This is a genomic window from Ruegeria sp. CE8, assembly GCF_056537465.1.
In genome coordinates, this window is record NZ_JBQFRP010000005.1 from 156,170 (window position 1) to 182,991 (window position 26,822).

The following is a 26,822-nucleotide window of genomic DNA, read 5'->3' on the forward strand; positions in this document are numbered from 1 at the left end:
CCGCGCTCGGCCCAACTTCCAGGCCCTGATCAAAGATCAGGGTTTCGCAGGCGGAAGCCACTGAGCACAGCTCATATGAAATCCCGCAGGTTCTGCATTTTTTTCAAGGCAATTCCGCTAACTCATGTTATAAACCCCTCAACAAAAAAAGACCGAGCGGGACATGAGCAGCAACACGAAACTCAAGGATAATTTGCGCGCCGCAATTCTGGCCGAACCGGACGCCGTGCTGGACGACAAGGACCTGATGCAGGCGCTTGTGATGGCCAATGAACAGGCGCGCGGCGACAACATCATCGATTTGCGCGGCATCGCCATGCAGCGGCTTGAGGCGCGCCTGGACAGGCTTGAGGACACGCATCGGTCCGTCATTGCGGCAGCCTATGAGAATCTGGCAGGCACAAATCAGGTGCATCGCGCCATCATCCGCCTGCTGGAGCCCGCCGGGTTTGAGGATTTCCTGCGTACCCTCGGAACCGATGTGGCTGAAATCCTGCGCGTGGATCGGATCACGCTGGTTCTTGAGTCGACTGCAACGCAGGAAGATCCGGCCATCAATACATTGGGCGGAGTGCTTTCGGTTGTCGAACCCGGTTTCGTTGACAATTACCTGACCTTCGACCGCAGCGGCCCTGCCCGTGACGTGGTTTTGCGCGAGATCCTTCACCCAACGCACAGAATTTTGGGGCCCAAAGCTGAGCATCTACGCTCTGAAGCCTGCCTACGGCTGGACCTGGGCGACGGCCGCCTGCCCGGAATGATCGTCATGAGCGCAAAAGACCGAAATCACTTTTCGCCGCAGCTGGGCACTGATCTTCTGTCGTTCTTTGCCGGCGTCTTCGAACGTTCAATGCGCCACTGGCTGTCGTGAGCCTGATCTCACCCGCCTGTCGCGACGCGTTACAGAACTGGCTGGACGGTCTGAGCGCGCTGGCGGGGCGGTCGGAAAATACGCAGACCGCGTATCGTGGTGATGTCACCGAATTCCTGTCATTCATGACCCTGCACTACAGTGAACGGCAGGGTTTGGCCGCACTGGCCCGGATCACCGTATCCGACATGCGCGCATGGATGGCTGATCAGCGCAGCTCGGGCGTTGGCGCGCGGTCTCTGGCGCGCAAATTGTCGGCTGTCAAAAGCTTCTACCGCTGGCTCGCTGAACGCGAGGGGTTCGAACCCACAGCTGTTTTGTCCACGCGTGCACCGAAATTCACCAAAAAGCTTCCCCGCCCGCTGGCCGAAGACGCTGCCCGGGCCATGATCGAAACGGTTGAGTTGCAATCAACGAATGATTGGGTTTCGGCACGGGACGTCGCCGTTGTCACTCTACTGTATGGGTGTGGCCTGCGTATCTCTGAAGCACTGTCTCTGACCGGCGCGGACGCGCCTTTACCGGATAGCCTGCGCATTGTCGGCAAAGGCGGAAAAGAGCGGGTGGTTCCGGTTCTTCCTGCTGCCCGCGCTGCGGTCACGCATTACCTGCAGCTTTGCCCGCATCCGCAGGCCAGTGACCAGGCACTGTTCCGTGGTGTACGCGGCGGCCCACTCAATCCACGGGCGATTCAGGGCGTGATGGCCAAGGCACGAATGCAACTCGGCCTGCCCGCCACTGCGACACCACACGCTTTAAGGCACAGTTTCGCAACCCATCTTCTGTCCGCCGGGGGCGATCTGCGGGCCATTCAGGAACTGCTGGGGCATTCCTCGCTCTCTACCACTCAAGCCTATACCGCCGTAGACACGGCCCGGCTTATGGAGGTTTATAACCGCGCCCACCCCAAAGCCTGACTTCCATCCAGCTCGTGACGTTGCGCTTTGTGCGATTGGCGGGCTTTTGGTTTGCATCTGCAGCGCGCATCGTCCAAGAGACACAAATGACAATAAAACTCAAAGCCCTTTTCGTACATCTGTTCACTGCAACCGGCGCCGTCTTCGCAATGCTGGCCATGCTGGCCGCAGTCGAAGAAAAATGGAGCCTGATGTATCTGTGGCTGGTGATTTCGTTCATCGTGGATGGTATCGACGGCCCGCTGGCGCGCCACTACCACGTCAAAAAGAACGCACCGGAATTTGACGGTGTTCTTCTGGACCTGATCATCGACTACCTGACATATGTCTTCATCCCGGCCTTTGCATTGTTCAAATCGGGCCTGATGGACGGATGGACCGGCTGGTTTGCCATCATCGTCATTACTTTTGCCAGCGCCATGTATTTCGCGGACACGCGGATGAAGACCAAGGATAACTCGTTCTCGGGCTTTCCAGGTTGCTGGAACATGTTCGTAATCGTGATTTTCGCATTGGAGCCCAACTTCTGGGTCATCCTGCTACTGGTTTCGCTGCTGTCACTGGCGATGTTCCTGCCTTTGAAGTTCATCCACCCGGTCCGCACGGAACGCTGGCGCACCGTGTCCCTGCCTATGGCTTTTGCATGGACCTTCTTTGCCGGTTGGGCGGCGTGGGTTGATTTTCACCCCGAAAGCTGGGCTCATTGGGGGCTTGTGATCACCAGCCTGTATCTGGTTTCGGCCGGGATTGCGCAGCAGGTGATCCCGCAGCGCAATGACTGATAAGGTTAAAGGACTTCTTCAACCTCAAACTCGGTACCGTTATGGGTGAATACATCGCCCTCTTGCAGGCCGGTCATGGCCAGGTAAATCGGGCTTTGGGTTGAAATTCCCATGTAGGTTTTCCCGTCAACCTCAAACCGCGTGGTCGAAACACAGACCACGAAGTGGCGGCTGTTGAATTTGACCACTGCACCCGGTTGCACCCTGTCTGTCAGGCTGAAATCCGTATTCTCAATCACGTCGATTTTGGCGTGATGGGCATGGACGGGTGCGTCGAAGGCCGCTGCCAAATCCGCGTTCTCGCGCGATGCGGCGATGTCGTCCTTGTCGTGCCCCTCGCGATCATCCAGCTGTGAGTCCTTCAGAAATGCATCGTAGTGCGCCTGCGCAGTCGCCAATTCCTGTTCTTCCAGCGACATCAGGCGGTCGATGATGGCCTTCTTGCGGGCGGCCGGGTCTGTTTGAGCAGTCATTCGATGCGGTCCTTCAAATTCAGCAACTGATATAGGTTGGGCCTCAAACAACGGGATTGCAACTGGTTTTCGAGGCTCAGATCAACAACCCAGCCGCGCGTTCATGGCGCAACAGGGCCACTTTGGTCTCGACACCGCCCTCGCCCGAGAAGCCGCCCAGACCATTGGCGGACAGCACCCGATGGCAGGGTATAATCACGGGAATTGGATTTGCGCCGCAGGCTTGACCGACCGGCTGCGGTGGCTGCCCAAGCTCTTTGGCGATGTCGCCATAGGTTCGGGTCTCGCCCAACGGGATCGCGAACATCAGGTTGCAGACCTGTTTCTGGAATTCTGATCCTTCAACGTAGTATGGCAGGTCAAACCGACCCAGACGTCCTTCGTCATAGGCGGTCAGCTGCTCTGCCGCCTCTTTCAATAGTGGCGTTTCAGGACCTTCGTTCCGGCCATTCCAAACAAGGCGGGTTATGGCACCATCGGTCTCTTCGACACCTAGGCAGCCAAACTGCGTATCTACGGCGATCATAGGCATATGCTTAGCGTTTCAGATCAACGAACCACGCGCAAGCACGGAAAGAAAAAACCCCGGCATTTCGGCCGGGGGTATTGGTTTAGCCCAGTGCGTCGTTGCAACGCCCGCAGACGCCCGCATGTGCGTGCAGCCCTACATCGGGCAGGATTTTCCAGCAGCGCTGGCACTTTTCACCCTCGGCCTTTTCGAACACCACCGCGACGCCTTCAATCTCGGGTACACGGAACGCTTCGGCCGGGGCCGGATCGCCAGTGACGGTCAGACCCGAGGTGATGCACATGTCATCCACGTCGAAGGTCGCCAGCAGGTCGCGCGTCTCGGCGTCTTCGACATGTACGATCGGTGCCGCTTCGAGGCTTGAGCCGATGACTTTGTCCTGACGCTGAACCTCCAGCGCTGCGGTCACGGCACGGCGGACGCGGCGGACCTTGGCCATGTTCGCTTCAAGCTCGGCGTCGCGCCAATCGGCAGGCGTTTCCGGGAAGTCTACCAGATGGACCGAGCTGTCATCACCCGGGAACCGCTCCAGCCAAACCTCTTCCATGGTGAAGACCAGAACCGGGGCCAGCCATGTGGTCAGGCGATGGAACAGGATGTCCAGCACCGTGCGCGCAGAACGACGGCGCAGGTTATCGCCATCGCAGTACAGCGCATCCTTGCGGACATCGAAATAGAACGACGACAGATCGACCGTGGCAAAAGTGAACACAGCGCTGAACACACCCTGGAAATCGAACGCAGCATAGCCCTTGCGCACCTGTTCATCCAGATCGGCCAATCGGCTTAGCACCCAGCGTTCCAGACGCGGCATATCCTCGGGTACAACGCGATCCGCTTCGGTGAAGTCGGCCAGCGAACCCAGCATGAAGCGCATGGTGTTGCGCAGGCGGCGATAGCTGTCAGCGGTGCCCTTCAGAATCTCCGGCCCGATCCGCTGGTCGGCGGTATAGTCGGTCTGAGCCACCCACAGACGCAGGATATCCGCGCCGTATTGCTTGACGACCTCTTCCGGCACGATGGTGTTGCCCAGCGACTTGGACATCTTGTTGCCCTTGGCATCCAGCGTGAACCCATGGGTCACAACGTTGCGATACGGCGCACGGCCCTTGGTGCCGCAAGCCTGAAGCATCGAGGAATGGAACCAACCACGGTGCTGGTCGGTGCCTTCCATATAGACATCGGCAATGCCGTCTTCGGTCCCGTCCTCACGGTCACGCAGAACGAAGGCGTGTGTGGAACCCGAGTCGAACCACACGTCCAGCACGTCGAACACCTGATCGTAGTCATCGGGGTTGGCGATGCCGTCCAGCACCTGTTCTTTGAACCCGTCGGTGTACCAGATATCCGCGCCGTCTTTCTCGAACGCCGCCTTGATGCGAGCGTTGAGGTCTTCGTTACGCAACAGGTAATCCGCGTCGGTGGGCAGAGCGCCCTTCTTGGTGAAGCAGGTCAGCGGCACGCCCCAGGCGCGCTGGCGCGACAGTACCCAATCCGGGCGCGCTTCGATCATCGAATACAGGCGGTTGCGACCGGTCTGCGGTGTCCATTTCACCAGCTCGTCGATCGACCGCAGGGCGCGTTCGCGGATGGTGTCGCCCATCTCACCCATGCCATCGTCCAACTTGCGGTCTACGGATGCAAACCACTGCGGTGTGTTGCGGTAGATGATCGGCGCCTTGGAACGCCACGAATGCGGATAGCTGTGCTTGATCTTGCCACGCGCCAACAGACCACCGACCTCGACCAGCTTGTCGATGACGGCTTTGTTCGCGTCACCCTCGCCACCTTTGCGGGACAGGATGTATTTGCCACCAAAGAACGGCAGATCAGCGCGGAATGAGCCATCGTCCATCACATTGTAGGTGATAACCTGTTCGAGCATGCCCAGATCGCGGTACAGCTCGAATTCTTCCATACCGTGCGACGGCGCGCAGTGGACGAACCCCGTACCTTCGGTATCGGTCACAAACTCAGCGGCGCGGAAGTCGCGGATGTCGTCCCATTCGCCATTGCCGCCCTCGGCTCCAGCCAGCGGGTGGGTCAGTTGCACGCCCTCGAGCTCATCGGTGGTCACGTCACGGACGCGGGTCCACTGATCGTCGCTCAGACGCGCACGGCCCAGAACGTCGGCGGCCAGATTGTCGGCCAGCAGGAATTTGTCTCCCACATTGGCCCAGCACTCCTCAGGCGCGCCGGTGACTTCGTAAAGGCCGTAGGAGATATCCTTGCCATATACGACGGCCTTATTCGAAGGCATGGTCCACGGGGTCGTCGTCCAGATCACAACAAACGCGTCATCCAAATCACCGGCATTCACGACCTTGAACTTCACCCAGATGGTGAAGCTTTCCTTGTCGTGGTACTCGACCTCAGCCTCGGCCAGAGCGGTTTTCTCGATGGGCGACCACATCACGGGCTTAGAGCCCTGATAGAGCGTGCCGTTCATCAGGAACTTCATGAACTCGTCGGCGATCACGGCCTCGGCGTGATAGTCCATCGTGATGTAGGGATCGGCCCAGTTGCCTGTGATGCCCAGACGCTTGAACTCTTCACGCTGGATGTCGATCCAGCCTTCGGCGAACTTGCGGCATTCCTGTCGGAAATCGACGACGTTCACCTCGTCCTTGTTCTTGCCCTTCTTGCGGTACTGCTCCTCGATCTTCCACTCGATCGGCAGACCGTGGCAGTCCCAGCCCGGAACATAACGCGCATCAAAGCCCATCATCTGATGGGACCGCACGATCATGTCCTTGATGGTCTTGTTCAGCGCGTGGCCGATATGCAGGTGACCGTTCGCGTACGGGGGGCCGTCATGCAGCGTAAAGGGCTGGCGGCCCTCTTTTTCACGCAGGCGGTCATAGACGCCAATGGTCTCCCACCGCTCCAGCCATGCGGGTTCGCGCTTGGGCAGGCCGGCGCGCATGGGGAATTCGGTTTTGGGCAGGTTCAGCGTGTCTTTGTAATCAGGTGTCTGGATCGTGTCGGCGCACATTGGGGGCGTCCTTTGGATGATCTGGTCGTACTAGGATCGATGCGGTCGGTGCGAAGTCTCAAACACCTTTGCCCGGCGTCTCAGAGGGTCAGAGCGCCGGGGATATAATTCGAATAATGATGGCCGTCCGGTCATACATGGCCGCGCTTATAGGACGCGCGCGCCTAATGGTCCAGAGGTTCCGACCGTTGCGGCGAATGGCGCAGCTTTGCCCAGCGATTGAGCCACGCAAGACCGGCCAATGCCAGCCCCAGCGCCAGCAGCGAAAAGACCCGGATCAAACCGCCCAATCCTGAGATATCGACTAGAAAGACCTTGGCAACCGCAAGGCCGATCACGGCCAGCCCCGCTTTGCGCATCAAATCGGACCGACGCGCGAGCGCCTGGTAGAACAGTGCTGCACCGATGATCAGAAGCGCCATCGTATAGGTGTAAAGCTCGGGCTGCGAGACGCCGTCGCCTGCATACATGCCACCGGCCCCCTTCCAGATATGGCGGATGGTGAGACCCAGCCAGACTGTACCCAGTACCGCAGCCGATCCAAAACAGACCTGCCGCCAGCGCGGGTGCAACGCAGGCAGCCATGACGCCGAAACGCCCAGAATGAGCGCTGGTAACAAGTAGGCCACAGCGAGCGTATTCAGCAGCGGCACCCCGATCACCGGATCGGCGTGAGGGTGAAGCAGAGGGTTCGCCATCGTCAACGCTTCGCCCAGACGGTACATACCATGAGCCGCGAAGAACAACGTGAGCACGTACCGCACGTAGTTCAGTTTTCCACCCAGTTCGAACCGCCGCACCTGCGCGCAGGCCAGCAGAAGCCAAATCACCGAGAGCAGGCCCAGGCCCCAATGGCTGTCCTCGGCGCCGCCTTCGCCGAACCCCTCCAGCCAGCGCAACAACAGCAAAGATAGCAAGATGCCCGCGGTCGCCCAGGCAGCGCTTTCAAGCAACAACACGATCACAGGACGATTCATGGGCCGCAGGATCGTCCAAGCTACCAGAAATCCAACGACGGACACCGCATAGACCAAAGCCATTTCACCAACAGGCGCGGTGGTCGCCCAATCCAGACCGGGATTCAGCACGAGGCGGATCGTCACCGTGAAAACGCCAGCCCAAATGAACCAGCTCATTTGCGGCAGATCGAACCGGCGGTCCAAAACGGCGGCGGCGGCGATCAGGGCCACAAATGCAATAGTCAGGGCGGCAGAGCTCAGGACGATCACACAAGCGAAGGTAAGACATGACAAAGCTGAGAGCGTCACCAAAGCCGGGCGCAGATGATTTTCACCATCCACACGCGCAAAACGACCGGCGAGACCCACCATCAACACTGCCAGCGCCATGGCATGAAGCGCCCACGGGTAGGCCCCGATGACCTCGGCCGGGTGCCAACCGATCTCAAGAGCGATGGCCAGACCGGGCGCAAAGATCGCGGCCCCAGCCGCCCAAACCGCCGCATATTCAGTGGCGCGCAGGGATCGCCAGGCCGCGAGGACAGAGATCACTGCCCCCAACACGACCAACATCGTCAGTGCAATTGGGTAATCCGCCTCTGCGGTCTCGGCATAAGTTTCAGCAAACTGGCGCGCAACGGTGCCGTGGTCCCAGCCGTGAATCAGGATGAACCAGATCAGTCCCGCAGCGGGCAATACAGTCATGTCCTGCAATGCCCGCGCCTGACTGGCCCAGATCATCAAACCCAGTGTGAGGCCGGACAACAGGACAACGCCCAGCCAGAACTCGGCCGGCGAATCCGGCCAATGGAGCGACAGAATGGCTGTGCTGACAGCCACTGCTCCAAAAGCCAGACGGGTGGGAAATTCGGGCCATGGGCCGCCTTTTCCAGTGAGTATGACCTCGCTGATCAGGCGCCCGCTGTGATCGGGCCAAATCCGCCGGACAGGTATCGCGATCGCAATCACAGCCAGAGCGGTCACGCAGAGCAGGTATTCCGGTTCGGTCAGCGGTGCGGACAGAACCATCAACAGGCATGCGCTATACCCGCCGATCAGAGCCAGAACGGATATCCACGCCCAGCGGCGTACGGTGTCGATACCCAGTCCAAGCACGGAAACGACAAAGAAGTAACCGTATAGCCAACTGGGGTCCCTTGATGCTCCGCCCACCAGAAACGGTGCTGCAAACGCTCCGATCAAGCCGACCGCCGCCAACAGCGGGCCGTGGAACCAGCCAAGCACAAGGCCCAGGATGGCCACGAAGATCATTGCAGCCAGCGCTGCTTCGGGGCCGATCAGATCATACAGCTGTCGAGCGGCCAGAAGGCCGCCGAACAGCGCAACCAAACCGGCACCAGAAAAGACCGATGGCAGATAGGCGGTGGCCGAGGTTTCGTCATCGCCAAATTTACGGCGGATCACCTCACCCGCACCAATCAGTAACGCGCCGAAGACCAAGGCCGCGATGACCCGCATCGCAGGTGACAGCAACCCGCTTTCCACACCGTACTGAACCAGAAATATGCCTGCCAGAGCCAGCGACAGGGCCGAAACAGCGTAAAACCAGTTCTCGCGTAACCAGGCCCCAAATGCCGCAAAACGATCTTCCCGTACCGTAGTCCCGACAGGCACGCCTTTCGTCTCTGGTTCAGAAGGTTCCTCACTCGGGACCGTTTCAGGCGTCGCGGTCTTGAGCGCCGGCCAAGGCGAAGGTTTCTTTTCCTTTACCTCAGGTGGTTCAGCTTTCGGCTCCTGCTCGGGAATTTCTCCGCCAAGCGCGCGGAGCTGCAATTCAAGCTGTTCAACCCGGCGACGCAACCGGACCTGCGCGACTAGCAGAATAATTATGGCCACCGGGATGGCCAATACAATCAATCCAACAAGGACGAGTAGGGATTCCAATCGAAGCCTCCAAGCAGGTTTGCCGTCAAGCTAACCGGGTGTCGTTCCGCGCAACAGCCCGAAATGACATGAAATTTGTGCGGCACGCAAATCGGCGCGATCTGGCCCTAGCCGATTGTTGGTCTGGCAATCATCAGCCAGACGATCGCCAGCACAGCCGCGAATGCGGGAAAACCGCAGGCAAACCAGATCCGAAACAGCCGATGGTAGGACGCAGACAATGGATCGCCGGATTCTGCAGCCGCCCGAGCAAGGTCGCGCAGTCTGGTCTGTATCCAGACGACAGGTAGCCAGAACAGGCCCGTCACACCGTAAAGGACAAGTGACAGGACGATCCATCCATCGGCGAGAGACCACCCCAACCGCCACGCCAGCAGGCCACCTGTGACCGGCTGTGCGATAACAGCCGTTGTCGTGAACACCAGATCGGCCAAAACCACCACACCCGCGGTTTGCGCTATGAAACGCGGATCGCCCGACCGGTGCGCCATCAGCATGAAAAACGCGATCCCGGCACCGGTGCCCAACAGGACGCAGGCCCCGATAATGTGCAACCAGCGCAGGATCAGATCAGGGTCCATCATCGGCTTTGCAACATGGGCCAGGCGACCAGAGACAATGTCATCGTGGGCAAGATCTTGGTCAACGGACCTAATGGATCGACCCAAAACTCGGGAACAACAAGTGTCGCTGCCACGAGGTAGAGCACGGCGACGCCAAACTGCGCCAAACAAGCGTGCGCCGCCCATGGCCGCCACAGAATGGCCAACCCCAACGCGATATCGACGAAAGACCAGAAAATGACGCTGGCTAGCGCGGCAGCAAACCCCCACCCCGCATTCGTCAGAACACCCGCCGCCGCAGAGACCCCCCAAAGACCAAAGAGGCCGGACAGAACCCAAAACAGGCTGAGAACACCCACAACGAGCGGCATCAACAGCGTCATGCGTGCTGTCAGCCTGTGTTCTCGCGAACAGGTCAGTTTGGCATAGACCTGTTTCAAAGGCGCGATCGCGTGGCCGGCAGCCATCCGGTAAGGTTCAGGGTCGCCGACAACACCCGTTTCCATCACTTGCATCGCATTGCTGCGCAGGGGCGAGCGCCATCCCAAATGGCTGAGCCCATCTGCGCCGCTGGCAACCAAGCGCGTCAAAACTGAAGGCAGTGCCAACGTCACGCGCGCGGCAGGAAACCCCAACCATCGGCGTGTCTCGGCCAGAACATGCACGAGAGGCTGTGGTTCGTCTTCGATCAGGTCATAAGTGCCTTGCGGTAGTTCACCCGCAACGGCGCCCTCGACCGCGCGGCACAGATCGGGCATTCCAATACACTGAACAGGCGTTTCGGGATAAGCCACCGGCTGAACCAGGGGCACAGCCGCCAGCATGCGCAAAAGGGCCGTGCCGCCGTAATCGGATTGCCCGATAACCAAACCCGGTCGAAGTATCCAAAGCGGAACACCGCTGGACCTCAGCGCCTCATCCCCGGCGGCCTTCGTTCGCATGAAATCCGTATCAGCGTCCGCAGTCGCCCCAATCGCCGAAACCTGAACGACCGCGATTCCCCGTTGGGCACAGGCCAGACCCAAAGCGGCGATAGCCGTGTGGTGAACGGATTCCAGTTCGTCCGACGGCCCATCCTGCAATGCGCCCGCGCAGTTCACGACGCAGTCGATACCCGCCAGCGCGTCCTGCCAATCCTGCGGGTCCGTGTAATCGCGCAGGTCGCCTTGCACCGTGGGCATCCCCGGCAAGACCTGAGCACCCGTTTTCACGCTGCGCACAAACGCCGAAACACGCGCACCGCCGCGAAGAAGCGACCGAGTCACGGCGGTACCGATAAACCCGTATGCGCCCAGAACAAGTACGTTTTTTTCAAAGATCGAAACAGGTTGCATCACCGGCACAGTAACGGTTCAAGCCGCGTTGACCAGACTTGCCGACGCTCCTGCGACACTTCTGGCCACTAGGGGTGAAACAGCGACCCCACGAGGTACGCGATCAGCGCAGCCGCGCCACCGATCAGCAGCGTTTCAAGACCGGATCGCCACCACGGAGCCAGTGACCAACGGCTTTTCAGCGCCCCGATCGCAAAGAACACGCCCAGTGTCATAAAGGCAGAGATCCGGAACGCTTGATCCGCAGACAGAAGGAACGGCAACAACGGGATCATTCCGGCGATAAGAAACGCCAGAAACGTCGCCATCGCAGCCTTGAACGGGTTTGGATCGACGCTGCCCAGACCGTATTCGCCTTCGATCATCAGGTTGATCCAGTTTTCCCGATCCGCAGTGATCGCGTCCGTCGCCTCGTCCAGAACCTTGCCTGACAGCCCCTTCTGCGCGAGGATTTCGCGCACCTCGGCCCATTCGCCTTTGGGATAGAGCTTGATATGGCGTTCCTCGATAGTCCGAATTCGGCGGATGTTGTCCAGTTCGGCCTTGGTGCCCGAGTAGTTGCCTGCGGCCATGGAAAACCCGTCGGCCAACACATTGGCCAGCCCCAGCGCCACGATGATAAACGGAGACAACCCCGCACCCGCAACGCCACAAACGATGGCAAAAGTGGTCACCGAGCCGTCGATGCCGCCATAAACCACATCCCGCAGAACACCCCGGCCCGGGGGGGCGTTGATCCGCGCGGCGATCTCCTGCTGGCTGTGTCCGTGGTCGGTCATGGCTGGCTCTGGCGGTGTTATACTCGGTAGCAGACTGCAGGACTTTGCGTCAGGTCAAGTTTTGGAAAACAACCCGGCCAAAGCGCGCTTAATAATGCTCCGGGTGGACGGTTTGTGCCGGTCGGAAAAGGGCAACGGCCGGCAGACCTCCATCGCGGCGACCCCGACACGGGCGCTGAGCGCACCGTTCACAAGCCCTTCGCCGAACCGGCGCGACAGTTTGCTGAGAACTGAACCACCCAGAACCGGCTCAAGCAGATCGTCACCAACAGCCACGGCCCCCGTCGCCACAAGATGCACGAACACCGCACGCGTCAGGCGCCAGCTGCCCAGAAATCCTGCGCGCCCGCCATAGATTTCGGCAATACGCCGGATCATCCGCAACGAGGCCGCAAGCGCGGTCGCCACATCTGCAAGCGCCAGAGGCACCAGCGCGGTCACGGTGGCGACCTGCCGTGCGGCGGCCTCGACCTCTCGGCTGGCGGCGGCGTCCAGCGGGGCCAAAAGCTCGTCCTCCGCCAGCGTTAACAGTCCTGAGGCGTCGAATTGTTCGTCGATCCGCTCGGACAGCCGGTCGCGGCCCCAGCGGGTTTCATCGCGCCCTTTGTAGAACGCAATCAACCGGTTCGTCACCGTACGTGCCTGCGCCAGATCGTCTTCGGCCAAGGCGCTATCCGCCGCCTGTCGCATACCGTCCACTCGGGACAGCCGCCCGATTGCCGCCAACTCCCGAACAGCAATAATCAAAGCAACCAGCACCAACGCGGCGAACAATCCGGTCACGGCCCACCCCAGAATTGGTGCCCTCAATAGCAGTGAGTTGACAAAGTCCCACGCGGCAACCGAAACCACCGCGCCGACCACCGCCAAGGCCAACCCCCAGAACCAACGCGACAAAGCCGAGGGCCTGCGGGCCGCCAGCCGCGCCGCACTCTGCATCGCCTGCCCCTGCGGCTGTGCAACATCCGGCACCGGTGGCGCTTGCGACACGTCGGCAGCGGGTTCATCCGAGTCGAGATCAATCAGAACCGGGCCCTTAGCCATCTGCTGCTCCTTCACTGTTCCAGACATACTTGATGTCCGGCAGATTCTCGTCGTTTTCAGCGCCGTCGCTGCGCGCAACTTCTGCGAAGCCATTGCGCTCATAAAACCGTCTCGCTGGAAGATTTGCCTGAAAGGCAAACAGCGACAGGTGCGAGCGGCGTGACTTGGCATGCTCCAGCAGTTTTTGACCTACCCCCCGCCCTCGCGCGTCGGGTATCAGATACAGAGAATGGATTTCTGCGCCATTGAGCGCAAGAAAGCCGACAACACCTTGATCCGTTTCCGCAATGGTCACCCAATTTAAGTCAATCATCCGGCCGCAAAATGCAATGGTTTCCGCCTGTGTATGCAGTTCAGGCATCCACTCGTTTTCAAGGGCAAAGCCGTGCAAAATCTCGCCAGTCGCACCGGCATCCGTGCTGCGGGCAGGGCGAAGTATGACGGTCACAGCCGATCTCCGATCAGGAACTGCGCAGCGCGATCCAAACGGATATGGGGGGGGCCGTCGCCGGGACGCAAGGTCAGGTGGGCTGGCGCGAACGCCATGAACCCATAATCCTCGCCCAGCCAGTTGTCCGCCCCGTTTCGAGCCGGGCCAAGCAAATGCGTCGGATCTTCGGGCAGATCACCGGGGTAGAACGCCGCTTGTTTGCCACTGTCCAGCAAAGTGCCTCGCACACAGGGCAATTCGACCCCGTTGTGGTTGCGAATTTCCTCGGTCGTGGCCCGCAGCGATGCCAATGACAACGCAGCGGTCTCGGCCCCGGCAAAGCTGGCACGGTCGCGGGCTTCGCGGGTCAGGGCCTCCATGATGTTGGTCAGGCGGTGATGCTGCAGGTGATGCAGATGATCAGCCTTGGTGGCGGCGAACAGGATGCGCTCGACCCGTTTTCCCAACAACAACTGGCTGAGCCACGCGTTGCGCCCCGGCCGGAACGCCGAAAGAATATCCGCCATCGCCCGGCGCATATCCTCAACCGCTTGCGGGCCGTTATGGATCGCACCCAGCGCATCGACGAGGACCACTTGCCGGTCGATCCGCGCAAAGTGGTCGCGAAAAAACGGTTTCACGACCTGAGACTTATAGGCTTCGTAGCGTCGCGCCATCTCACGATGCAGACTGCGCCGCGGGCCGTGGCCGTCGACCGGCAAAGGTGCAAAGGTCAAAACAGGAGACCCCGCCAGATCGCCTGGCAGCAAGAAGCGCCCCGGTGTACAGTCATAGAACCCAGCGTCGCGTGCCAACTGCAGGTATTCGGCAAAATCCTTGGCCACCGCTTGCGCCTTCGGCTCATCGTGAACCTCAGTAGGATCAATCGCCTTTACTTGCGCAAGAAACGCCGCAGCCTCAGATCGATCTGCAATGCGTTCCAGAGTTTCTGTCGACCAAACCTCATAGGATTTATCCAACAGCGCCAGATCCAGCAGCCATTCCCCCGGATAGTCCACAATATCCAGATGGATGGTTCGTGGCCCCTGCAGGCCCGACAACAACCCGGCGGGGCGGGCCTTGAAAGACAAGCGCAATTCCGACACGGCGCGTGTGCTGTCCGGCCAGTGCGGTTGCGGTCCGGTCAAAGCCGCCAGGTGGTTCTCGTAGTCAAAACGCGGCACCGTATCGTCCGGTTGCGGTTGAAGGTAGGCGGCGTTGATCCGCCCCTCTTGCTGCGCCACGAGACCCGGCATCCGCCCACGATCCAGCAGGTTTGCGACCAAAGACGTGATAAACACCGTCTTCCCCGACCGCGCCAGCCCGGTGACGCCCAGTCGAATAACCGGCTCAAACAGTGTTTCAGACACCCGGTCGCCCACGGTTTCGATACCGCGCACCAGACTGTCTGCCAGAGATGAGATGACCAAACTGTCGCCCCGCTTTTTTCGTTTCGCTCAAGATAGGTAGAGGTCGCCGCACATACCAGCGCTTTCCCACCCTTGCCCGTTGCGACGCAGCGCGTTACCAGCAGCCCATGCCCAGATACGCGTTGAAAGTCGAATACCAAGGTGAACCGTTTGCCGGATGGCAACGGCAAAAGGAATTGCCGTCTGTTCAGGGGGCAATCGAACAGGCCTTGTCACGTATTCAGCCTGGTGATCACACCATTGCCGCGGCAGGGCGCACAGATGCCGGGGTGCATGCGCTGGGTCAGGTTGCCCATTGCGATCTGGTCAAGGAATGGGACCCGTTCCGCCTGTCCGAAGCTCTGAACTATCATCTCAAACCGCAGCCCGTGGCCATCGTAAAGGCCGCTCGGGTGGACGATGACTGGCATGCCCGGTTTTCGGCGCTGGAGCGGCAATACCTGTTCCGCATTTTGATGCGCCGCGCTCCTGCAACTCATGACGCCGGACAGGTTTGGCAGATCAATCACCAGCTTGATATCGACGCGATGCAGGCAGGAGCGGATATGCTGATCGGGAGGCATGATTTTACCACGTTCCGTTCTTCCATCTGCCAGGCTGCAAGCCCGGTCAAAACGCTGGATGAACTGCGCGTTGAACAGGTTCAGGGGTTTTCCGGTCCCGAGGTGCATTTCCATGTCCGTGCCCGTTCCTTTCTGCACAATCAGGTACGCAGTTTCGTAGGGACTCTGGAACGTGTCGGAGCTGGGGCCTGGTCTCCGGAAGACGTGCGGGATGCGCTGGAAGCGGTCGACCGGGCGGCTTGTGGGCCGGTTTGTCCGCCGCAGGGGCTGTACCTGGCTCGGGTTGGATATCCAGAACCAGTCTTCGACTAGATCGCGCGCAGCAGCAAGCCACCTGCGATAACGGCGATCAGCAACCCTGCAACCAACTCGATCGTAGGCGCAAGCACCGACGCAAACCGCGTTGCAGACGCTGAAGCCAATAGACCACCGCGCAAACCGAACGACGTCCACCCGACCAGAGTCGTGACCGTCGCCGTGCCCAGCGCCATGGCAAAGGCGCCAGCTATTCCGACCATCGCAATGCCCATTTGCCAGGTCAGGATCAGGACGAACAGGGCTCCGGTGCAGGGGCGCGCTGCAATGCCCAAAATCAGCAGCGCAGCTTCTCGCAGGCTGCTGACATTCGCCACCTCTTCGGCGGAAGGACCGTGGCGATGGCCACAATCCGCACAGACCTCATGATCATGGTGATGATGCTCGTGGCCATGATCGTTCTTGTGCTCGTGGTCGTGATGATGATCGTGATGATGATGCGCCGTTTCACTTCGATGACGTCGCACGAAACTGCGAATGGACCGGAATATCAGCCACAATCCAATCGCCGCAATGGCGCCATAACTGATAGGTGCCATGACCTGTTCTGTCGTCCCCACCAGACTTTCGCGAGACATCTGGAACACCAGAACACCGGCATAGACCAATACAACCGCCGTCACCGCCTGCCCCAGGCTGGACAGAAGGCTAATGGCCGACAGGCGCAGAAACGCCACGTTTCGACCCAATCCATAGCCGCCAATCAACACCTTGCCATGGCCGGGCCCAATGGCGTGAAAGAACCCGTAAGCAAAACAGACCGTCAGCAGAGTTGCGACGGCCTCGGGTTGCTCGGCCCGCGCGGCGCGCAAAGAACGGGCAATCTGGTTCTGGAACTCTCTCTGCTCACCGGCCGCCCAGGCGGCCAGATGGTCAAAGCCGCCGCTGCCCCAAAACCACAGCAACAGACCGATGGCGATAGCGACAGGTACGATCAGGTATTTGGACATGAAACGCGAATCTCGGTCGCAAAGTTTTCGCCAACAAGCGGAATATCGTTTTCCTCAAGGTCGTAGTCGGCGTCCAGCGTTTTCAGGAAAGCCTGCATCTGAGCCAGTTGGCCGTCGATATCAGGCTCAAACCGATCAATCTGACATGACACCGGCCCGGAAACAGTGACCGGACGGGTAACTTCATAAGCCGTGTAATAGGTCTCATCAAAGGCCTTGGCCGAAAGCGCCGCGGTCGGAACGGAACCTCCTTCAACCGCGCGCAGATGCGTGGTCACGATGCGCCCATCCTCGGTCGTCGCATGCGGCTCCATTGGGCCTGACAGCGGCACCGGCTCGCCGTTTGAAAACACGACCAGATCGCCGTTGTATCCCTCGACCCATTCCGCATCAAAGCCCGATAGAAACTGCTGTTCGGACTCGGTCAGAACACCGTCGGCGTCCTGGTCCAGTTTCATGTCCTCAAGGACAAGCAGGGAATAGAATTCGTCATAGGCCCAAGTCACACGCACATGTGTCAGGTTACCAGCATCATCCACGATGAATTCCAGCCCGGTGTCTATGAAGACATGCGGGTGCGTCAGTGCCGGTATCGGCACACAGCAGGTCAAAAGGGTCACAAGCCAGCGCATGCGAGAAAGATAGGGTTTTGACTGGTGCCCGGCAATGAGATTCACCACGGTCATGCGAAAACCGGCCAAACAGCTTACTTGGGCGGGAACAAGATCAAGGTCTGCAACGCTGTTCCGACCGGCCCTTCGGTATCGAACAGAACCGACTGCGACATTCCAATTCCCGACGGTTGCCAATGAGATACCGATTGCGAGGCCAGCCAATCCGAGACGGGTTCGCGGTGAATCTGAACGGTCAGGTCCGTGTTCATGAAGCCCATTTCCGTGGTTGGCGCATTCCAGGAAATGCCGTTGCCGCAATCAGCCAGCGGACATAACGCCTGAATGGGCGACTGCCTTTCCCCTTCCAGCAGCGAGGGTGTGCGCATCCAAACCGTCTTTGCACCTGCGCTCTGGTTGCCACCTTTGGGGTACAGAATGTCCGAATGATTTGCGAACCCCGGCAGATCGTGACGCGTTTCGCCAATCGGGAACGGACCTGTCACCGCCCCTTCAAGATCAGGCGAAGGGATCGCGACATTTGGAACTGGTCCCAAATCACGCCGCACTAAGTGCATGGTCGTGGCAGTGGCGCACAACGTGTCGTCCAGATCGTGAACCGTAACCCGCGTGGTCGCCAGCGTCTTGGTATGGCGCGTGGTTTCTGCGGCGACGCGCAAACCCGTCAAAGGCAGAGGGCGCAGCAGATCTACCGTCAGCCGGGTCAGCATCTTTTCCGGCCCAACCTCGGTTTCCGCTGCGCGAACGATCAATCCGGCGACCGGCCCGGCGTGACAGTGATCCGGCGACCATGGCCCACGGGCCGGGTCATTGCCGACAAAGGCTCCGTCCGCTGTGAAGTGAAAATATGCCTGTTCGTTCAGGTCGGGTTTCAGGACCATCTCACACCTCAGACTTTTTCCTGCGTATGTTTCTTCAACTCAGCCCGCGCCACCTGACGCCGGTGGACCGCATCCGGGCCATCCGCCAGACGCAGGGTTCGCACGTGGGTCCATGCCGTGGCCAACGGAGTATCCTGACTGACCCCCTGCCCGCCAAACATCTGCACGGCCTCATCGATGACCTTCAGTGCGACGCGCGGCGCAACAACTTTGATCTGGCTGATCCACGGCGCAGCCGCGCGGGCATCGCCCTGATCCATGTACCATGCCGCCTTCAGGCAAAGCAGGCGGGCCATTTCGATCTCCATCCGGCACTCGGCAATGATATCGTAGTTGGCGCCCAGCTGCGCCAGTTTCTTGCCGAACGCCTCACGCTGCAGCGACCGTTTGCACATTTGTTCCAGCGCCGATTCCGCCTGTCCGATCGCACGCATGCAATGATGGATACGACCCGGCCCAAGACGACCCTGAGCAATCTCGAACCCACGCCCTTCGCCAAGCAAGATGTTCTCGGCTGGCACCCGCACGTTGGTAAAGCGGATATGCATATGGCCATGCGGAGCATCATCGTGGCCGTAGACTTGCAGCGGGCGCAGAATCTCGATCCCTGGGGCATCTGCAGACACAACGATCATAGATTGCCGCTTGTGCTTGGGTTGTTCGTCACCTGCCGTCTTGACCATAACGATGTAGACCTTGCAGCGGGGATCACCCGCCCCCGAGGACCACCATTTCTCACCGTTCAGAACATAGTCATCCCCGTCCCGCACGCAGGACATCGACACGTTCGTAGCATCCGAAGACGCAACATCCGGTTCCGTCATCAGGTATGCCGACCGAATTTCACCGTTAAGCAGAGGTTTCAGCCACTGCTCTTTCATCTTGTCCGAGCCGTAACGTTCGAACACTTCCATGTTGCCGGTGTCGGGGGCCGAGCAGTTGAACACTTCGGCCCCAAGGGGGGTCTTGCCCATCTCTTCGGCAAAGTAAGCATATTCGACTGTGGTCAGGCCAAAGCCCTTGTCGCTGTCGGTCAGCCAGAAGTTCCACAGACCGGCGGCCTTGGCCTTGGCTTTCAACCCCTCCAGAATTTCGGCCTGACGCTCGGTGTATTGCCAGCGATCACCCTTGTCGATTTCGGCCTGATACTCTTCTTCCAATGGCATGATCTCTTCCAGGATCAACGCTGCCACCCGCTGCAGCAACGCGCGGTTTTCTTCGCGCAGACCGAATGACATGTTCATGAGATTCCCTCCTCAGACCCAAAGACCGGGCTTTACCTTTGACCAGAGAATGACTTAGCTGCCGACAGGATGTCTAGCTGTGTGACGGAACGTCAACTCAATCAAAATGAAACTATGAGGGTGAATGATGGCGCTGCTGATCGAAACCGGGCTGACCGATTGGATAAGCGATGACGACATCGCCAACGAAATCCGGAAAACGCTCCCCGGCGCGGACGTGCGGACGCCGGATGCGATTGGTGATGCAAGTGAAATCACCATGGTCGCCGTGGTCGGTTTGAACAACGACCACCCCAAGCGGCTGCCGAACCTGCAGCTGGTGCAGAAACTGGGTGCCGGTGTCGAAACGATTGTCAGCAACCCGCATCTGCCCGAACATGTTCGGATCGCGCGGCTGAAACCAGATGCCCCCGCGCAGGGGATTGCCGAGTGGTTTGTCGCCTATATCCTTCACCGCCAGCGGAACATGGCGTTCCACGAGGCGGCGCAGAGGAACGCGGAATGGTTGCCGAAGGCACCTCTGTTCACTCCAGACACCGTAGTAGGCGTGTTGGGGCTTGGTCATATCGGCGCCCGCAGCGCAAAAATGCTGCGGGCCATCGGGTTTCAGGTCATGGGGTGGAGCCGGTCCCCGAAGGAGATCGAAGGCGTGACCTGCCTGCACGGCGAAGACGCGCTGCCCGAACTGCTGGGCCAATGTGACCATATCTGTGCCATCCTGCCGTCCACGCCGCAAACCATCGGGTTGTTCGACGCACAAATGCTGGCCGCAATGAAACCTGGCAGTCAGTTGTTGAATGCAGGGCGCGGAGACCTGATCGACGAGAAAGCGCTGATCGAAGCGCTGGATCGCGGCGTGCCCGGTCACGCTGTTCTGGACGTCACCAGCAAGGAGCCACTGCCGTCAGACAGCCCGCTGTGGTCCCATCCCGGCGTCACGATCACGCCGCATGTCTCAGGCTGGCATCTGGGTGAGGCACTGGCCGACGTGGCCGAGAATTTTCAGCGTTTGTCCGCTGGAAACCCATTGCTGCACGAGGTCGACCGAAACCGCGGTTACTGATCCTTAGTTAAGGCGTCAGAAACCAGTTCCCGCTGGCATCCCGACAATTGCGGGTTCTGATCTCGCGCGCCTGATCCGCGCCCGCAGGTTTGATGAAGTACTGAAAGTGGACGCAGTTGTCCCGAACGTCACGCACGCGGATCGTACCTTTGGATCCGGTCTCTTCGTTTGACCAACTCCGCTCGGTGCCGACCTGAGGCATACCATCCGCAAGCATCGCATTGGTCGTTGCGTTGACGACGTTAAAGTCCGCTGGGCTCAGCCCCATTTCGGCGATGATTCTCGAAAGTGGCTTGGCCTGCGCAATGGAACTTGCGCCTATCAGAACAGCTACTGCAATTAAGGGTGAAATCCAGGCTTTCATGATCTTCTCGCCTTGCTGAAATAAGTTTGGCCATAAGACTATACCGCCCGCGAACGGTGGCCAAGCCCCGCAGACTGACCTTCAAATAATACCGAACAAACCTATCGCAACACTGACGCTAAGACCATTGGCCCGATCCCCGCATAGTGTCTCAAACACGAACCAGAGGCATAGAATGGCACAGCCAACTTACTTTGCGCCCATCGGCGGACACCCCGGACAAGACCAGCTTTTGACCGACCGCGCCATGTTTACGGACGCCTACGCAGTGATTCCGAAAGGCACGATGCGCGACATCGTCACCAGCTACTTGCCATTTTAGGAGGGCACCCGGCTGTAGGTCCTGTCCCGCCCGCTCAGCGGATTCGCCGAAACGTTCTCGCAATACATTATGGAGCTTCAGCCCGGCGGCGGCAGCGACCGCCCAGAAACCAACCCTGAGGTGCAGGGCGTTCTGTTTGTGGTCGAGGGCCAGGTGACGCTGACACTGAACGGAGACGTGCATGTGCTGGACACGGGAGGTTACGCCTATATCCCGCCCGGTTCCGACTGGACGCTGCACAACCGGACCGATGAAATCGCCCGTTTTCATTGGGTTCGGAAGGCTTACGAGGCCGTTTCCGATCTGCCAGCACCTGATCCGATTATTACCAATGAACGTGACGTCCCACCGGTTGAGATGCCGGGAACCGAAGGGCGCTGGTCAACGACCCGCTTTGCCGATCCGCAGGATCTACGCCATGACATGCACGTCAACATCGTCAATTTCGAACCAGGAGGCGTGATCTCATTTGCAGAAACCCATGTGATGGAACACGGGCTGTATGTGCTGGAAGGCAAGGCGGTATATCGGCTGAATCAGGATTGGGTCGAGGTCGAAGCCGGCGATTACATGTGGCTGCGCGCCTTCTGCCCACAAGCCTGTTATGCGGGAGGACCGGGGCGCTTCCGCTATTTGCTGTACAAGGATGTGAACCGCCACATGCCCCTGACACTGGCCAAGCGCTAGGCTTTTAAACGTTTTTTTCGGTCAGGGGTTCACAGAAGCGCTTGAATCTGGTGAAATAACACCGGTTTTTAGCACTGGAGATTGTTCAATGGTACTGCGCGTAACAATGCTGGCACTGGCAGCAGGAATTGGTTTGACAGCATTTGATGCAACGCCTGTCGCCGCAAAGGAAGAAACCAAGCAGGTTTTCGTCATGAGCCGCACCTGGGCGGTAACTCAGGTTTCGGATGCTCCGGTCGTGTATCGTGCAACGCGTGACAACAACAACCTGAACCCCTTTGGCCCACCGCCGCGACTGCGCACCATTCAGGCCATTGCTGCCATTCAGCAGGCAACCGGATGTAGACCAATCGTGGCCAGCATGTACCAGAACATTTCGGGCCAGTTCTTTTCGCAGGTCAGCTGCAACTGACCAAGCGTAAGAACGGGCATTGAGCTATCGACAGCACGCTGCCATAGCTTGCGCATGAAACTTGCAATCAACGGATTCGGCCGCATTGGCCGCACGATCCTGCGGCAGCTGCTGGCTCTGCCGCAGGATACGGATATCGAGTTGGTGCTGATTAACGACATCGCCCCGCTTGAGACCTGCGCTTACCTCTTCAAGTACGACAGCACCTTTGGCCCCTACCCCGGCATCGTCGAGCAGGGCGATGCAGCGCTTGTTGTCGATGGGCGCTCGTTTCCGATGACGCACAGCCCCAACCTGACCCATGTCGATCTTTCGGACGTGGACGTTTTAATGGACTGTACCGGTGTCGCCCGAACCTCGGACGTCGCAAGCCAGGGCCTTACCGCAGGGGCCAGCAAGGTGCTGATCTCTGGCCCATCGCCGGCGACCGAGATCACAATCGTTCTGGGCGCTAACGAAGACCAGTTGGGGAACGCCCGCATCGTTTCCAACGCGTCGTGCACGACCAATGGGTTGGCTCCTCTGGTCAAGGTACTGGACGGGATCGGCGGGATCGCATCGGCGCATATGACCACGATCCACTGCTATACCAACAGCCAACCCATGGTGGACGCGCCTCGTGGTGATCTGGCCCGTTCGCGCGCGGGTGCCCTGTCGATGGTTCCCACCACGTCCAGCGCCACCCACCTGATTGACGAGGTCCTGCCGCATCTGGCCGGGCGAATCTCGGGCGCAGCCGTGCGGGTCCCTACTGCCAGCGTGTCCGCCGTCGATTTGGTCGTGACGCTGGAACGCGGGATGTCACCCGATACTTTCAAAACCAAGTTGCAAACTGCCGTGGAACGCTCACCCGTTCTGGGTTGGACTGATCATCCGCTGGTTTCTTCAGACCTGCGCACACGACCCGAGTCTCTGGTAATCGCAGGACCCGAAACCCGGATGGTCGGCGAACATCAGGTTCGTGTCTTTGGCTGGTACGACAATGAGTGGGGGTTTTCAGCGCGTATGCTGGACGTCGCCCGCCTCATGACGCAGCACTGAGTCTGAGGTGACGCTGCGGGCGGGCTTGCCCGCGCGCTGCTTGTCCCAACAGGTCCCAAGCATCTTTGATGGGCAGGGGCTGGGCGGGAGGCCCTTTCCTTCGACGACCTCATACGGGGTGTCAAACCAGAACTCCTCCAGATTGTCGCCCTGGCCGATCCGGTCGATCACGGCAAACAAACCTGGCCCGTGCAAAGGTGTCAGCACACCGTGCCAAGTTCCCCGATGATAGTTCACAGCTTGGCCGGGTTTGGTCACAAGCGCCTGGGGATGCCCCGGTCGCCCGCCCTCGTCCGGTGCTACGACGACCAAAATGGTTCATGCGTCATCGGAACAAAGGCCTGACTACCCTCAGGGTGCCGCTCGACCATATCCAACTGATAAGGCAAAGACCGCGGATTGGCATTGAACAGGCTGATCCCGGCTTGCCCGTCCGAAAAGTCCAGCGATGCACGGTCGTGATAGCGGCCGCATTGTCCCTGATTGATGATCTTGTCCGCGTCGCCCACCACCTCGATCACATCGCCAAAGGGGGCAAAAGCCTCGGCCGTAAGCGGAGAGATTACGATGCGGCCATTCATGAGGGCAAAACGTCCAGCAAACGGAATTCGGCGATCCGTTCGACCTGACGGCAAGCCTCGGCAAATTCAGCGCCGCGGTCATGGTCGATCCGTCGTTGAAACGCCTGCAGGATCGACGCCTTATCATGATCGCGCACGGCAATGATGAACGGGAAACCGAACTTTTCGGTGTATTCCCGGTTCAACTCAGTGAACGTCGCGCGTTCTTCATCCGTCAAAGCATCCAATCCTGCCGAGGCCTGTTCCGACGTGCTTTCCTGTGTCAAACGCTTTGCCTGCGCCAGCTTGCCTGCCAGATCAGGGTGCGCAGTCAGAACCCCCAGCCGTTCTTCTTCGGATGCCGAACGGAACATCCGAGTCAGAGCATTATGCAACCCGCCAGCGGTGCCATGGGCAGGACCCAACTCCAGCTCATAGGCGCGTTCTGCGATCCATGCCGAATGCTCGAAGATGCCACCATATGCCGTCACAAACGCGTCACGCTCCATCTGCGAAGGCTTAGGGTGCTTTACCGGTGGATGATGCGCCGCCCAATGCTCGGCGATTTGCAATCGCGTCGCGAACCACACGTCAGAAAATCCGCGCGCATAATCCAGAAACCGTTTCAGCGCCATCACTCTGCCCGGCCGTCCGATCAGACGACAGTGCAAGCCGATCGAGAGCATCTTGGGCGCTCCGGCTTCCCCATCGGCATAAAGCGTGTCGAAACTGTCTTGAGGTAGGAATAGAACTGATCACCTGCATTGAACCCCTGCGGTGTGGCAAAGCGCATGTCGTTGCAGTCCAGCGTGTAAGGCACGATCAGCTGATCCCGCCCGCCCGTTTGCATCCAATACGGCAAATCACCTGCATAAGTGTCGACCACATAAGCAAAACCACCTTCCTCGGCCACCAGCCCTACGGTGTTTTCCGAACACCGCCCGGTGTACCAGCCGCGCGGACGCTCACCTACAACTTCGGTATGCAAGCGAATGGCCTTGGCAATCTGAGCGCGTTCTTAGTCTTCGGGCATATCTTTATGCTCGACCCATTTCAGGTCGTGGCTGGCAATCACCTAGCCTGCCGCCTTCCTTGCCGCCACCTGATTCCGAGGGCCGAGCCAACGCCGTTGCCACACCGTACGCTGTGATCGGAAGATCCCGCATCAGACGATACAGACGCCAGAACCCCGCGCGCGATCCATATTCATAGATCGATTCCATGTTCCAATGACGCTGGCCGGACCATTGCACGGCACCGACGATTTCAGGCAGGAACGCCTCAGATTCCGCATCGCCATGCAGCACGCAATTCTCTCCGCCTTCGTTGTAGTTCAGCACGATCTGAACAGCTAGTTTTGCGCCACCCGGCCATTAGGCATCTGGCGGGTTGGCACCGCTTCCGATCAAGTTACGGCGATAGCGAGGCGGTTGCATGGCATCTTCCATTCTTGGGCTTTTGGACAGCTTTTGCCCGGAAACGCGCGGATAATTATCAAATCAATCTGAACGCTGTTTTCGGTTCTTTCCGCATTTCCACCGTTTTGAACTTTGCGCCACACCGCGACAAGGCAAAAGGCAAATCAAAGGAGAGACCCGAAGCTGGCTATGTGGCGAGCCAAGTTCTGGACACTTCTCGCGGCTGCCAGGCCGATGGGTTGAAAATTTCGTACTACCGGGTGTCGGGAAATTCCCATCACAAGATCGCCGAGAGGCAAACGAACTCGGATGGCCGCACCGACAGCCCGATCCTCCCGCAGGACGCATTCAAAACCTGTACTTACAAGTTGATCTTTTTCGCCGGAGATTACTTGCGCGCAGCTGGTCAGGCGGCTGAAGTCCCGCTCTTTCTGCATCAGGTGCCAATTCGGTTCGGCACGGCCGATGACAAAGCGCGTTATCACATGCCACTGCTACTGTCCCCAATGGCTATTCGACCTACTGGGGAAGCTGAAGCACTCCCGCTTGTCGGTTGCCCTTAACGGGCGCCTCCGGTTGGGCCAAGCGCCAAGCCTTTCAGGCGCGGCTGTGACATTGTAATCCCGTCCGCCTAAACGCCTTTGGGGCCTGATGGCGACGGTGTGTATGAAGGCAAGCCATCTGCACAGAAGCCAGAGGCGTGTCGACCGCGACCGGCACCAGACGCCCCGTACCGAGTTGCTCAGCCACCTCAAAAAACCGGCTTCATCGCAATCCCCTACCCTGAGAGCGCCCAATCTTACAGTACGTCCTCGTCATCACTGTCAAAACGATCGGAAACCGCAAATCGTTTGGGTCCGTACGATGTTTCCCAAAAGCCACTGGATTCCGGTTGCACCGGGGGCTCGCAAATTCAGACATTCATGGCGCCGCAAAATCAGGTCCGCGCCGGTCATCGGCAGGCCCCGGCGATCAACATAAGTCGGGGTGGCGCATAAGACACGCCGGCGGTCGGCAATCTTGTGATGCGCAAGGCGTTGTCTTCGGGTTGATCAACAAGCAACTCCTGATCCAACCCCTCGGTCGTCCTGTCGGTCAGTCGCAGGCGCACGTCATTCCCGAGGTATTCTTCATGAAAATTAAGTGCTTTTGGCACCGAAACCCTGTCGTCAACACCCAGAGGCCCCCCTACGAACAGCGTTCCACGCGGCGCTTTGGTCAGATGCACGACTTGCGCGTCGCTCGCTGAAACCAGCGAACGCTCAGATGATCCACAAGCCGGGAAATCCGCGCCGATATCACCGCAGGCGAAATTGCAAGTCGCGCCCGGCAGCAGGCATGCTGCCCAGATCGTAGACC

22 protein-coding genes and 5 pseudogenes are annotated in these 26,822 nt (G+C 59.3%); 9 read left to right on the plus strand and 18 right to left on the minus strand.

Features of this window, described 5'->3' with window-relative positions; genetic code table 11:
• The first annotated feature begins 163 nt into the window (after positions 1-163).
• The 3 genes from ACR0AA_RS10800 (at position 164) to ACR0AA_RS10810 (ending at position 2,570) form a co-directional block, all read left to right on the plus strand.
• On the plus strand, positions 164-871 hold the full coding sequence (locus ACR0AA_RS10800) for a DUF484 family protein (protein ID WP_480663113.1): 708 nt from the start codon (positions 164-166) through the stop codon (positions 869-871).
• Positions 868-1,788, plus strand: a complete 921-nt coding sequence (locus ACR0AA_RS10805; RefSeq protein WP_480663111.1) for a tyrosine recombinase XerC — start codon at positions 868-870, stop codon at positions 1,786-1,788. The genes ACR0AA_RS10800 and ACR0AA_RS10805 overlap by 4 nt, the downstream gene beginning before the upstream one ends.
• Before the next feature lie 86 nt (positions 1,789-1,874).
• On the plus strand, positions 1,875-2,570 hold the full coding sequence (locus ACR0AA_RS10810) for a CDP-alcohol phosphatidyltransferase family protein (RefSeq protein WP_480663110.1): 696 nt from the start codon (positions 1,875-1,877) through the stop codon (positions 2,568-2,570).
• Between the two features lie 5 nt (positions 2,571-2,575).
• Here the strand turns inward: ACR0AA_RS10810 and ACR0AA_RS10815 are convergent, their stop codons facing one another.
• The 10 genes from ACR0AA_RS10815 to ACR0AA_RS10860 all read right to left on the minus strand — a co-directional run bounded on the left by ACR0AA_RS10815 (position 2,576) and on the right by ACR0AA_RS10860 (position 15,011).
• On the minus strand, positions 2,576-3,043 hold the full coding sequence (locus ACR0AA_RS10815; protein WP_480663108.1) for a hypothetical protein: 468 nt from the start codon (positions 3,041-3,043) through the stop codon (positions 2,576-2,578).
• Positions 3,044-3,119: 76 nt separating this feature from the next.
• Entirely contained in the window at positions 3,120-3,575 is a 456-nt protein-coding gene (locus tag ACR0AA_RS10820) for a methylated-DNA--[protein]-cysteine S-methyltransferase (protein WP_480663106.1), read from the minus strand.
• A 79-nt stretch (positions 3,576-3,654) separates the two neighbouring features.
• Positions 3,655-6,567 (minus strand): isoleucine--tRNA ligase, encoded by a 2,913-nt coding sequence (gene ileS, locus ACR0AA_RS10825; protein ID WP_480663104.1) that lies wholly within the window; start codon positions 6,565-6,567, stop codon positions 3,655-3,657.
• Positions 6,568-6,731: 164 nt separating this feature from the next.
• Positions 6,732-9,431: a DUF2339 domain-containing protein gene (locus ACR0AA_RS10830; protein WP_480756021.1), complete on the minus strand. Its 2,700-nt coding sequence runs from the start codon at positions 9,429-9,431 to the stop codon at positions 6,732-6,734.
• Between the two features lie 107 nt (positions 9,432-9,538).
• On the minus strand, positions 9,539-10,012 hold the full coding sequence (locus ACR0AA_RS10835) for a DUF2269 family protein (protein WP_480663402.1): 474 nt from the start codon (positions 10,010-10,012) through the stop codon (positions 9,539-9,541).
• Positions 10,012-11,328 (minus strand): SDR family oxidoreductase, encoded by a 1,317-nt coding sequence (locus ACR0AA_RS10840; protein ID WP_480663100.1) that lies wholly within the window; start codon positions 11,326-11,328, stop codon positions 10,012-10,014. Before ACR0AA_RS10840 ends, ACR0AA_RS10835 begins: the two co-directional genes overlap by 1 nt.
• 68 nt (positions 11,329-11,396) lie before the next feature.
• Positions 11,397-12,107: a VIT1/CCC1 transporter family protein gene (locus ACR0AA_RS10845; protein ID WP_480663098.1), complete on the minus strand. Its 711-nt coding sequence runs from the start codon at positions 12,105-12,107 to the stop codon at positions 11,397-11,399.
• Positions 12,108-12,161: 54 nt separating this feature from the next.
• Positions 12,162-13,151 carry a YcjF family protein gene (locus ACR0AA_RS10850; protein ID WP_480663096.1) on the minus strand — a complete coding sequence of 330 codons (990 nt, stop codon included), beginning with the start codon at positions 13,149-13,151 and terminating at the stop codon, positions 12,162-12,164.
• Complete coding sequence (locus tag ACR0AA_RS10855) at positions 13,144-13,599, minus strand: N-acetyltransferase family protein (protein ID WP_480663094.1); 456 nt, start codon at positions 13,597-13,599, stop codon at positions 13,144-13,146. The genes ACR0AA_RS10850 and ACR0AA_RS10855 overlap by 8 nt, the downstream gene beginning before the upstream one ends.
• Positions 13,596-15,011, minus strand: a complete 1,416-nt coding sequence (locus ACR0AA_RS10860; protein ID WP_480756023.1) for a YcjX family GTP-binding protein — start codon at positions 15,009-15,011, stop codon at positions 13,596-13,598. Before ACR0AA_RS10860 ends, ACR0AA_RS10855 begins: the two co-directional genes overlap by 4 nt.
• Before the next feature lie 107 nt (positions 15,012-15,118).
• Here ACR0AA_RS10860 and truA point away from each other — a divergent pair, with 107 nt between their 5' ends.
• Positions 15,119-15,886 (plus strand): tRNA pseudouridine(38-40) synthase TruA, encoded by a 768-nt coding sequence (gene truA / locus ACR0AA_RS10865; protein WP_480663090.1) that lies wholly within the window; start codon positions 15,119-15,121, stop codon positions 15,884-15,886.
• On the opposite strand, the gene ACR0AA_RS10870 is transcribed toward truA, so the two are convergent.
• From ACR0AA_RS10870 to ACR0AA_RS10885, 4 genes are read right to left on the minus strand one after another with little or no spacing between them, the layout of a single operon-like run.
• The gene (locus tag ACR0AA_RS10870; protein ID WP_480663088.1) at positions 15,883-16,839 is read right to left on the minus strand and encodes a nickel/cobalt transporter; all 957 of its coding nucleotides are present in this window, start codon (positions 16,837-16,839) and stop codon (positions 15,883-15,885) included. The two genes, truA and ACR0AA_RS10870, sit on opposite strands and share 4 nt — an antisense overlap.
• On the minus strand, positions 16,824-17,525 hold the full coding sequence (locus ACR0AA_RS10875) for a DUF1007 family protein (RefSeq protein WP_480663086.1): 702 nt from the start codon (positions 17,523-17,525) through the stop codon (positions 16,824-16,826). Before ACR0AA_RS10875 ends, ACR0AA_RS10870 begins: the two co-directional genes overlap by 16 nt.
• Positions 17,526-17,545: 20 nt before the next feature.
• Positions 17,546-18,352 carry a thioesterase family protein gene (locus ACR0AA_RS10880; RefSeq protein WP_480663084.1) on the minus strand — a complete coding sequence of 269 codons (807 nt, stop codon included), beginning with the start codon at positions 18,350-18,352 and terminating at the stop codon, positions 17,546-17,548.
• Positions 18,353-18,360: 8 nt separating this feature from the next.
• A complete protein-coding gene (locus ACR0AA_RS10885; protein WP_480663082.1) occupies positions 18,361-19,596 on the minus strand; it encodes an acyl-CoA dehydrogenase family protein in 1,236 nt (411 codons plus the stop codon).
• A gap of 124 nt (positions 19,597-19,720) precedes the next feature.
• Between ACR0AA_RS10885 and ACR0AA_RS10890 the strand changes: the two genes are divergently transcribed.
• The gene (locus tag ACR0AA_RS10890; RefSeq protein WP_480663081.1) at positions 19,721-20,659 is read left to right on the plus strand and encodes a 2-hydroxyacid dehydrogenase; all 939 of its coding nucleotides are present in this window, start codon (positions 19,721-19,723) and stop codon (positions 20,657-20,659) included.
• Positions 20,660-20,666: 7 nt separating this feature from the next.
• Here ACR0AA_RS10890 and ACR0AA_RS10895 read toward each other — a convergent pair whose 3' ends face one another.
• Positions 20,667-21,023, minus strand: coding sequence for a hypothetical protein (locus tag ACR0AA_RS10895; protein ID WP_480663079.1), 357 nt, complete (start codon positions 21,021-21,023; stop codon positions 20,667-20,669).
• Positions 21,024-21,198: 175 nt separating this feature from the next.
• Here ACR0AA_RS10895 and ACR0AA_RS10900 point away from each other — a divergent pair.
• From ACR0AA_RS10900 to ACR0AA_RS10910, 3 genes and pseudogenes are all read left to right on the plus strand, one after another.
• Positions 21,199-22,032 (plus strand): annotated as a pseudogene (locus ACR0AA_RS10900) (bifunctional allantoicase/(S)-ureidoglycine aminohydrolase).
• 88 nt (positions 22,033-22,120) lie between these two features.
• Positions 22,121-22,444 carry a hypothetical protein gene (locus ACR0AA_RS10905; protein ID WP_480756026.1) on the plus strand — a complete coding sequence of 108 codons (324 nt, stop codon included), beginning with the start codon at positions 22,121-22,123 and terminating at the stop codon, positions 22,442-22,444.
• Positions 22,445-22,498: 54 nt separating this feature from the next.
• Positions 22,499-23,485 carry a type I glyceraldehyde-3-phosphate dehydrogenase gene (locus tag ACR0AA_RS10910; RefSeq protein ID WP_480756028.1) on the plus strand — a complete coding sequence of 329 codons (987 nt, stop codon included), beginning with the start codon at positions 22,499-22,501 and terminating at the stop codon, positions 23,483-23,485.
• 102 nt (positions 23,486-23,587) lie between these two features.
• Here the strand turns inward: ACR0AA_RS10910 and ACR0AA_RS10915 are convergent.
• Positions 23,588-24,066, minus strand: a pseudogene (locus tag ACR0AA_RS10915) (ureidoglycolate lyase); the annotation flags it as partial.
• Positions 24,063-25,481 (minus strand): annotated as a pseudogene (puuE, locus tag ACR0AA_RS10920) (allantoinase PuuE). The pseudogenes ACR0AA_RS10915 and puuE, both read right to left, overlap by 4 nt.
• 173 nt (positions 25,482-25,654) lie before the next feature.
• On the opposite strand from puuE, the pseudogene uraH reads away from it, so the two are divergent.
• Positions 25,655-25,998, plus strand: a pseudogene (uraH, locus tag ACR0AA_RS10925) (hydroxyisourate hydrolase).
• A 62-nt stretch (positions 25,999-26,060) separates the two neighbouring features.
• Here uraH and ACR0AA_RS10930 read toward each other — a convergent pair.
• Positions 26,061-26,803 (minus strand): annotated as a pseudogene (locus ACR0AA_RS10930) (LysR substrate-binding domain-containing protein).
• Positions 26,804-26,822 lie beyond the last annotated feature (19 nt).

Excerpts from the sequence above, each read along its gene's own strand:
- ACR0AA_RS10910 (WP_480756028.1), top strand. The coding sequence starts at position 22,499 with ATGAAACTTGCAATCAACGGATTCGGCCGCATTGGCCGCACGATCCTG.
- ACR0AA_RS10885 (WP_480663082.1), bottom strand. The coding sequence starts at position 19,596 with ATGAACATGTCATTCGGTCTGCGCGAAGAAAACCGCGCGTTGCTGCAG.
- ACR0AA_RS10800 (WP_480663113.1), top strand. The coding sequence starts at position 164 with ATGAGCAGCAACACGAAACTCAAGGATAATTTGCGCGCCGCAATTCTG.
- ACR0AA_RS10810 (WP_480663110.1), top strand. The coding sequence starts at position 1,875 with ATGACAATAAAACTCAAAGCCCTTTTCGTACATCTGTTCACTGCAACC.
- ACR0AA_RS10875 (WP_480663086.1), bottom strand. The coding sequence starts at position 17,525 with ATGACCGTGGTGAATCTCATTGCCGGGCACCAGTCAAAACCCTATCTT.
- ACR0AA_RS10835 (WP_480663402.1), bottom strand. The coding sequence starts at position 10,012 with ATGGACCCTGATCTGATCCTGCGCTGGTTGCACATTATCGGGGCCTGC.
- ACR0AA_RS10840 (WP_480663100.1), bottom strand. The coding sequence starts at position 11,328 with ATGCAACCTGTTTCGATCTTTGAAAAAAACGTACTTGTTCTGGGCGCA.
- ACR0AA_RS10850 (WP_480663096.1), bottom strand. The coding sequence starts at position 13,151 with ATGGCTAAGGGCCCGGTTCTGATTGATCTCGACTCGGATGAACCCGCT.
- ACR0AA_RS10870 (WP_480663088.1), bottom strand. The coding sequence starts at position 16,839 with ATGTCCAAATACCTGATCGTACCTGTCGCTATCGCCATCGGTCTGTTG.
- truA (WP_480663090.1), top strand. The coding sequence starts at position 15,119 with ATGCCCAGATACGCGTTGAAAGTCGAATACCAAGGTGAACCGTTTGCC.
- ACR0AA_RS10845 (WP_480663098.1), bottom strand. The coding sequence starts at position 12,107 with ATGACCGACCACGGACACAGCCAGCAGGAGATCGCCGCGCGGATCAAC.
- ACR0AA_RS10890 (WP_480663081.1), top strand. The coding sequence starts at position 19,721 with ATGATGGCGCTGCTGATCGAAACCGGGCTGACCGATTGGATAAGCGAT.
- ACR0AA_RS10905 (WP_480756026.1), top strand. The coding sequence starts at position 22,121 with ATGGTACTGCGCGTAACAATGCTGGCACTGGCAGCAGGAATTGGTTTG.
- ACR0AA_RS10820 (WP_480663106.1), bottom strand. The coding sequence starts at position 3,575 with ATGCCTATGATCGCCGTAGATACGCAGTTTGGCTGCCTAGGTGTCGAA.
- ileS (WP_480663104.1), bottom strand. The coding sequence starts at position 6,567 with ATGTGCGCCGACACGATCCAGACACCTGATTACAAAGACACGCTGAAC.
- ACR0AA_RS10895 (WP_480663079.1), bottom strand. The coding sequence starts at position 21,023 with ATGAAAGCCTGGATTTCACCCTTAATTGCAGTAGCTGTTCTGATAGGC.
- ACR0AA_RS10815 (WP_480663108.1), bottom strand. The coding sequence starts at position 3,043 with ATGACTGCTCAAACAGACCCGGCCGCCCGCAAGAAGGCCATCATCGAC.
- ACR0AA_RS10880 (WP_480663084.1), bottom strand. The coding sequence starts at position 18,352 with ATGGTCCTGAAACCCGACCTGAACGAACAGGCATATTTTCACTTCACA.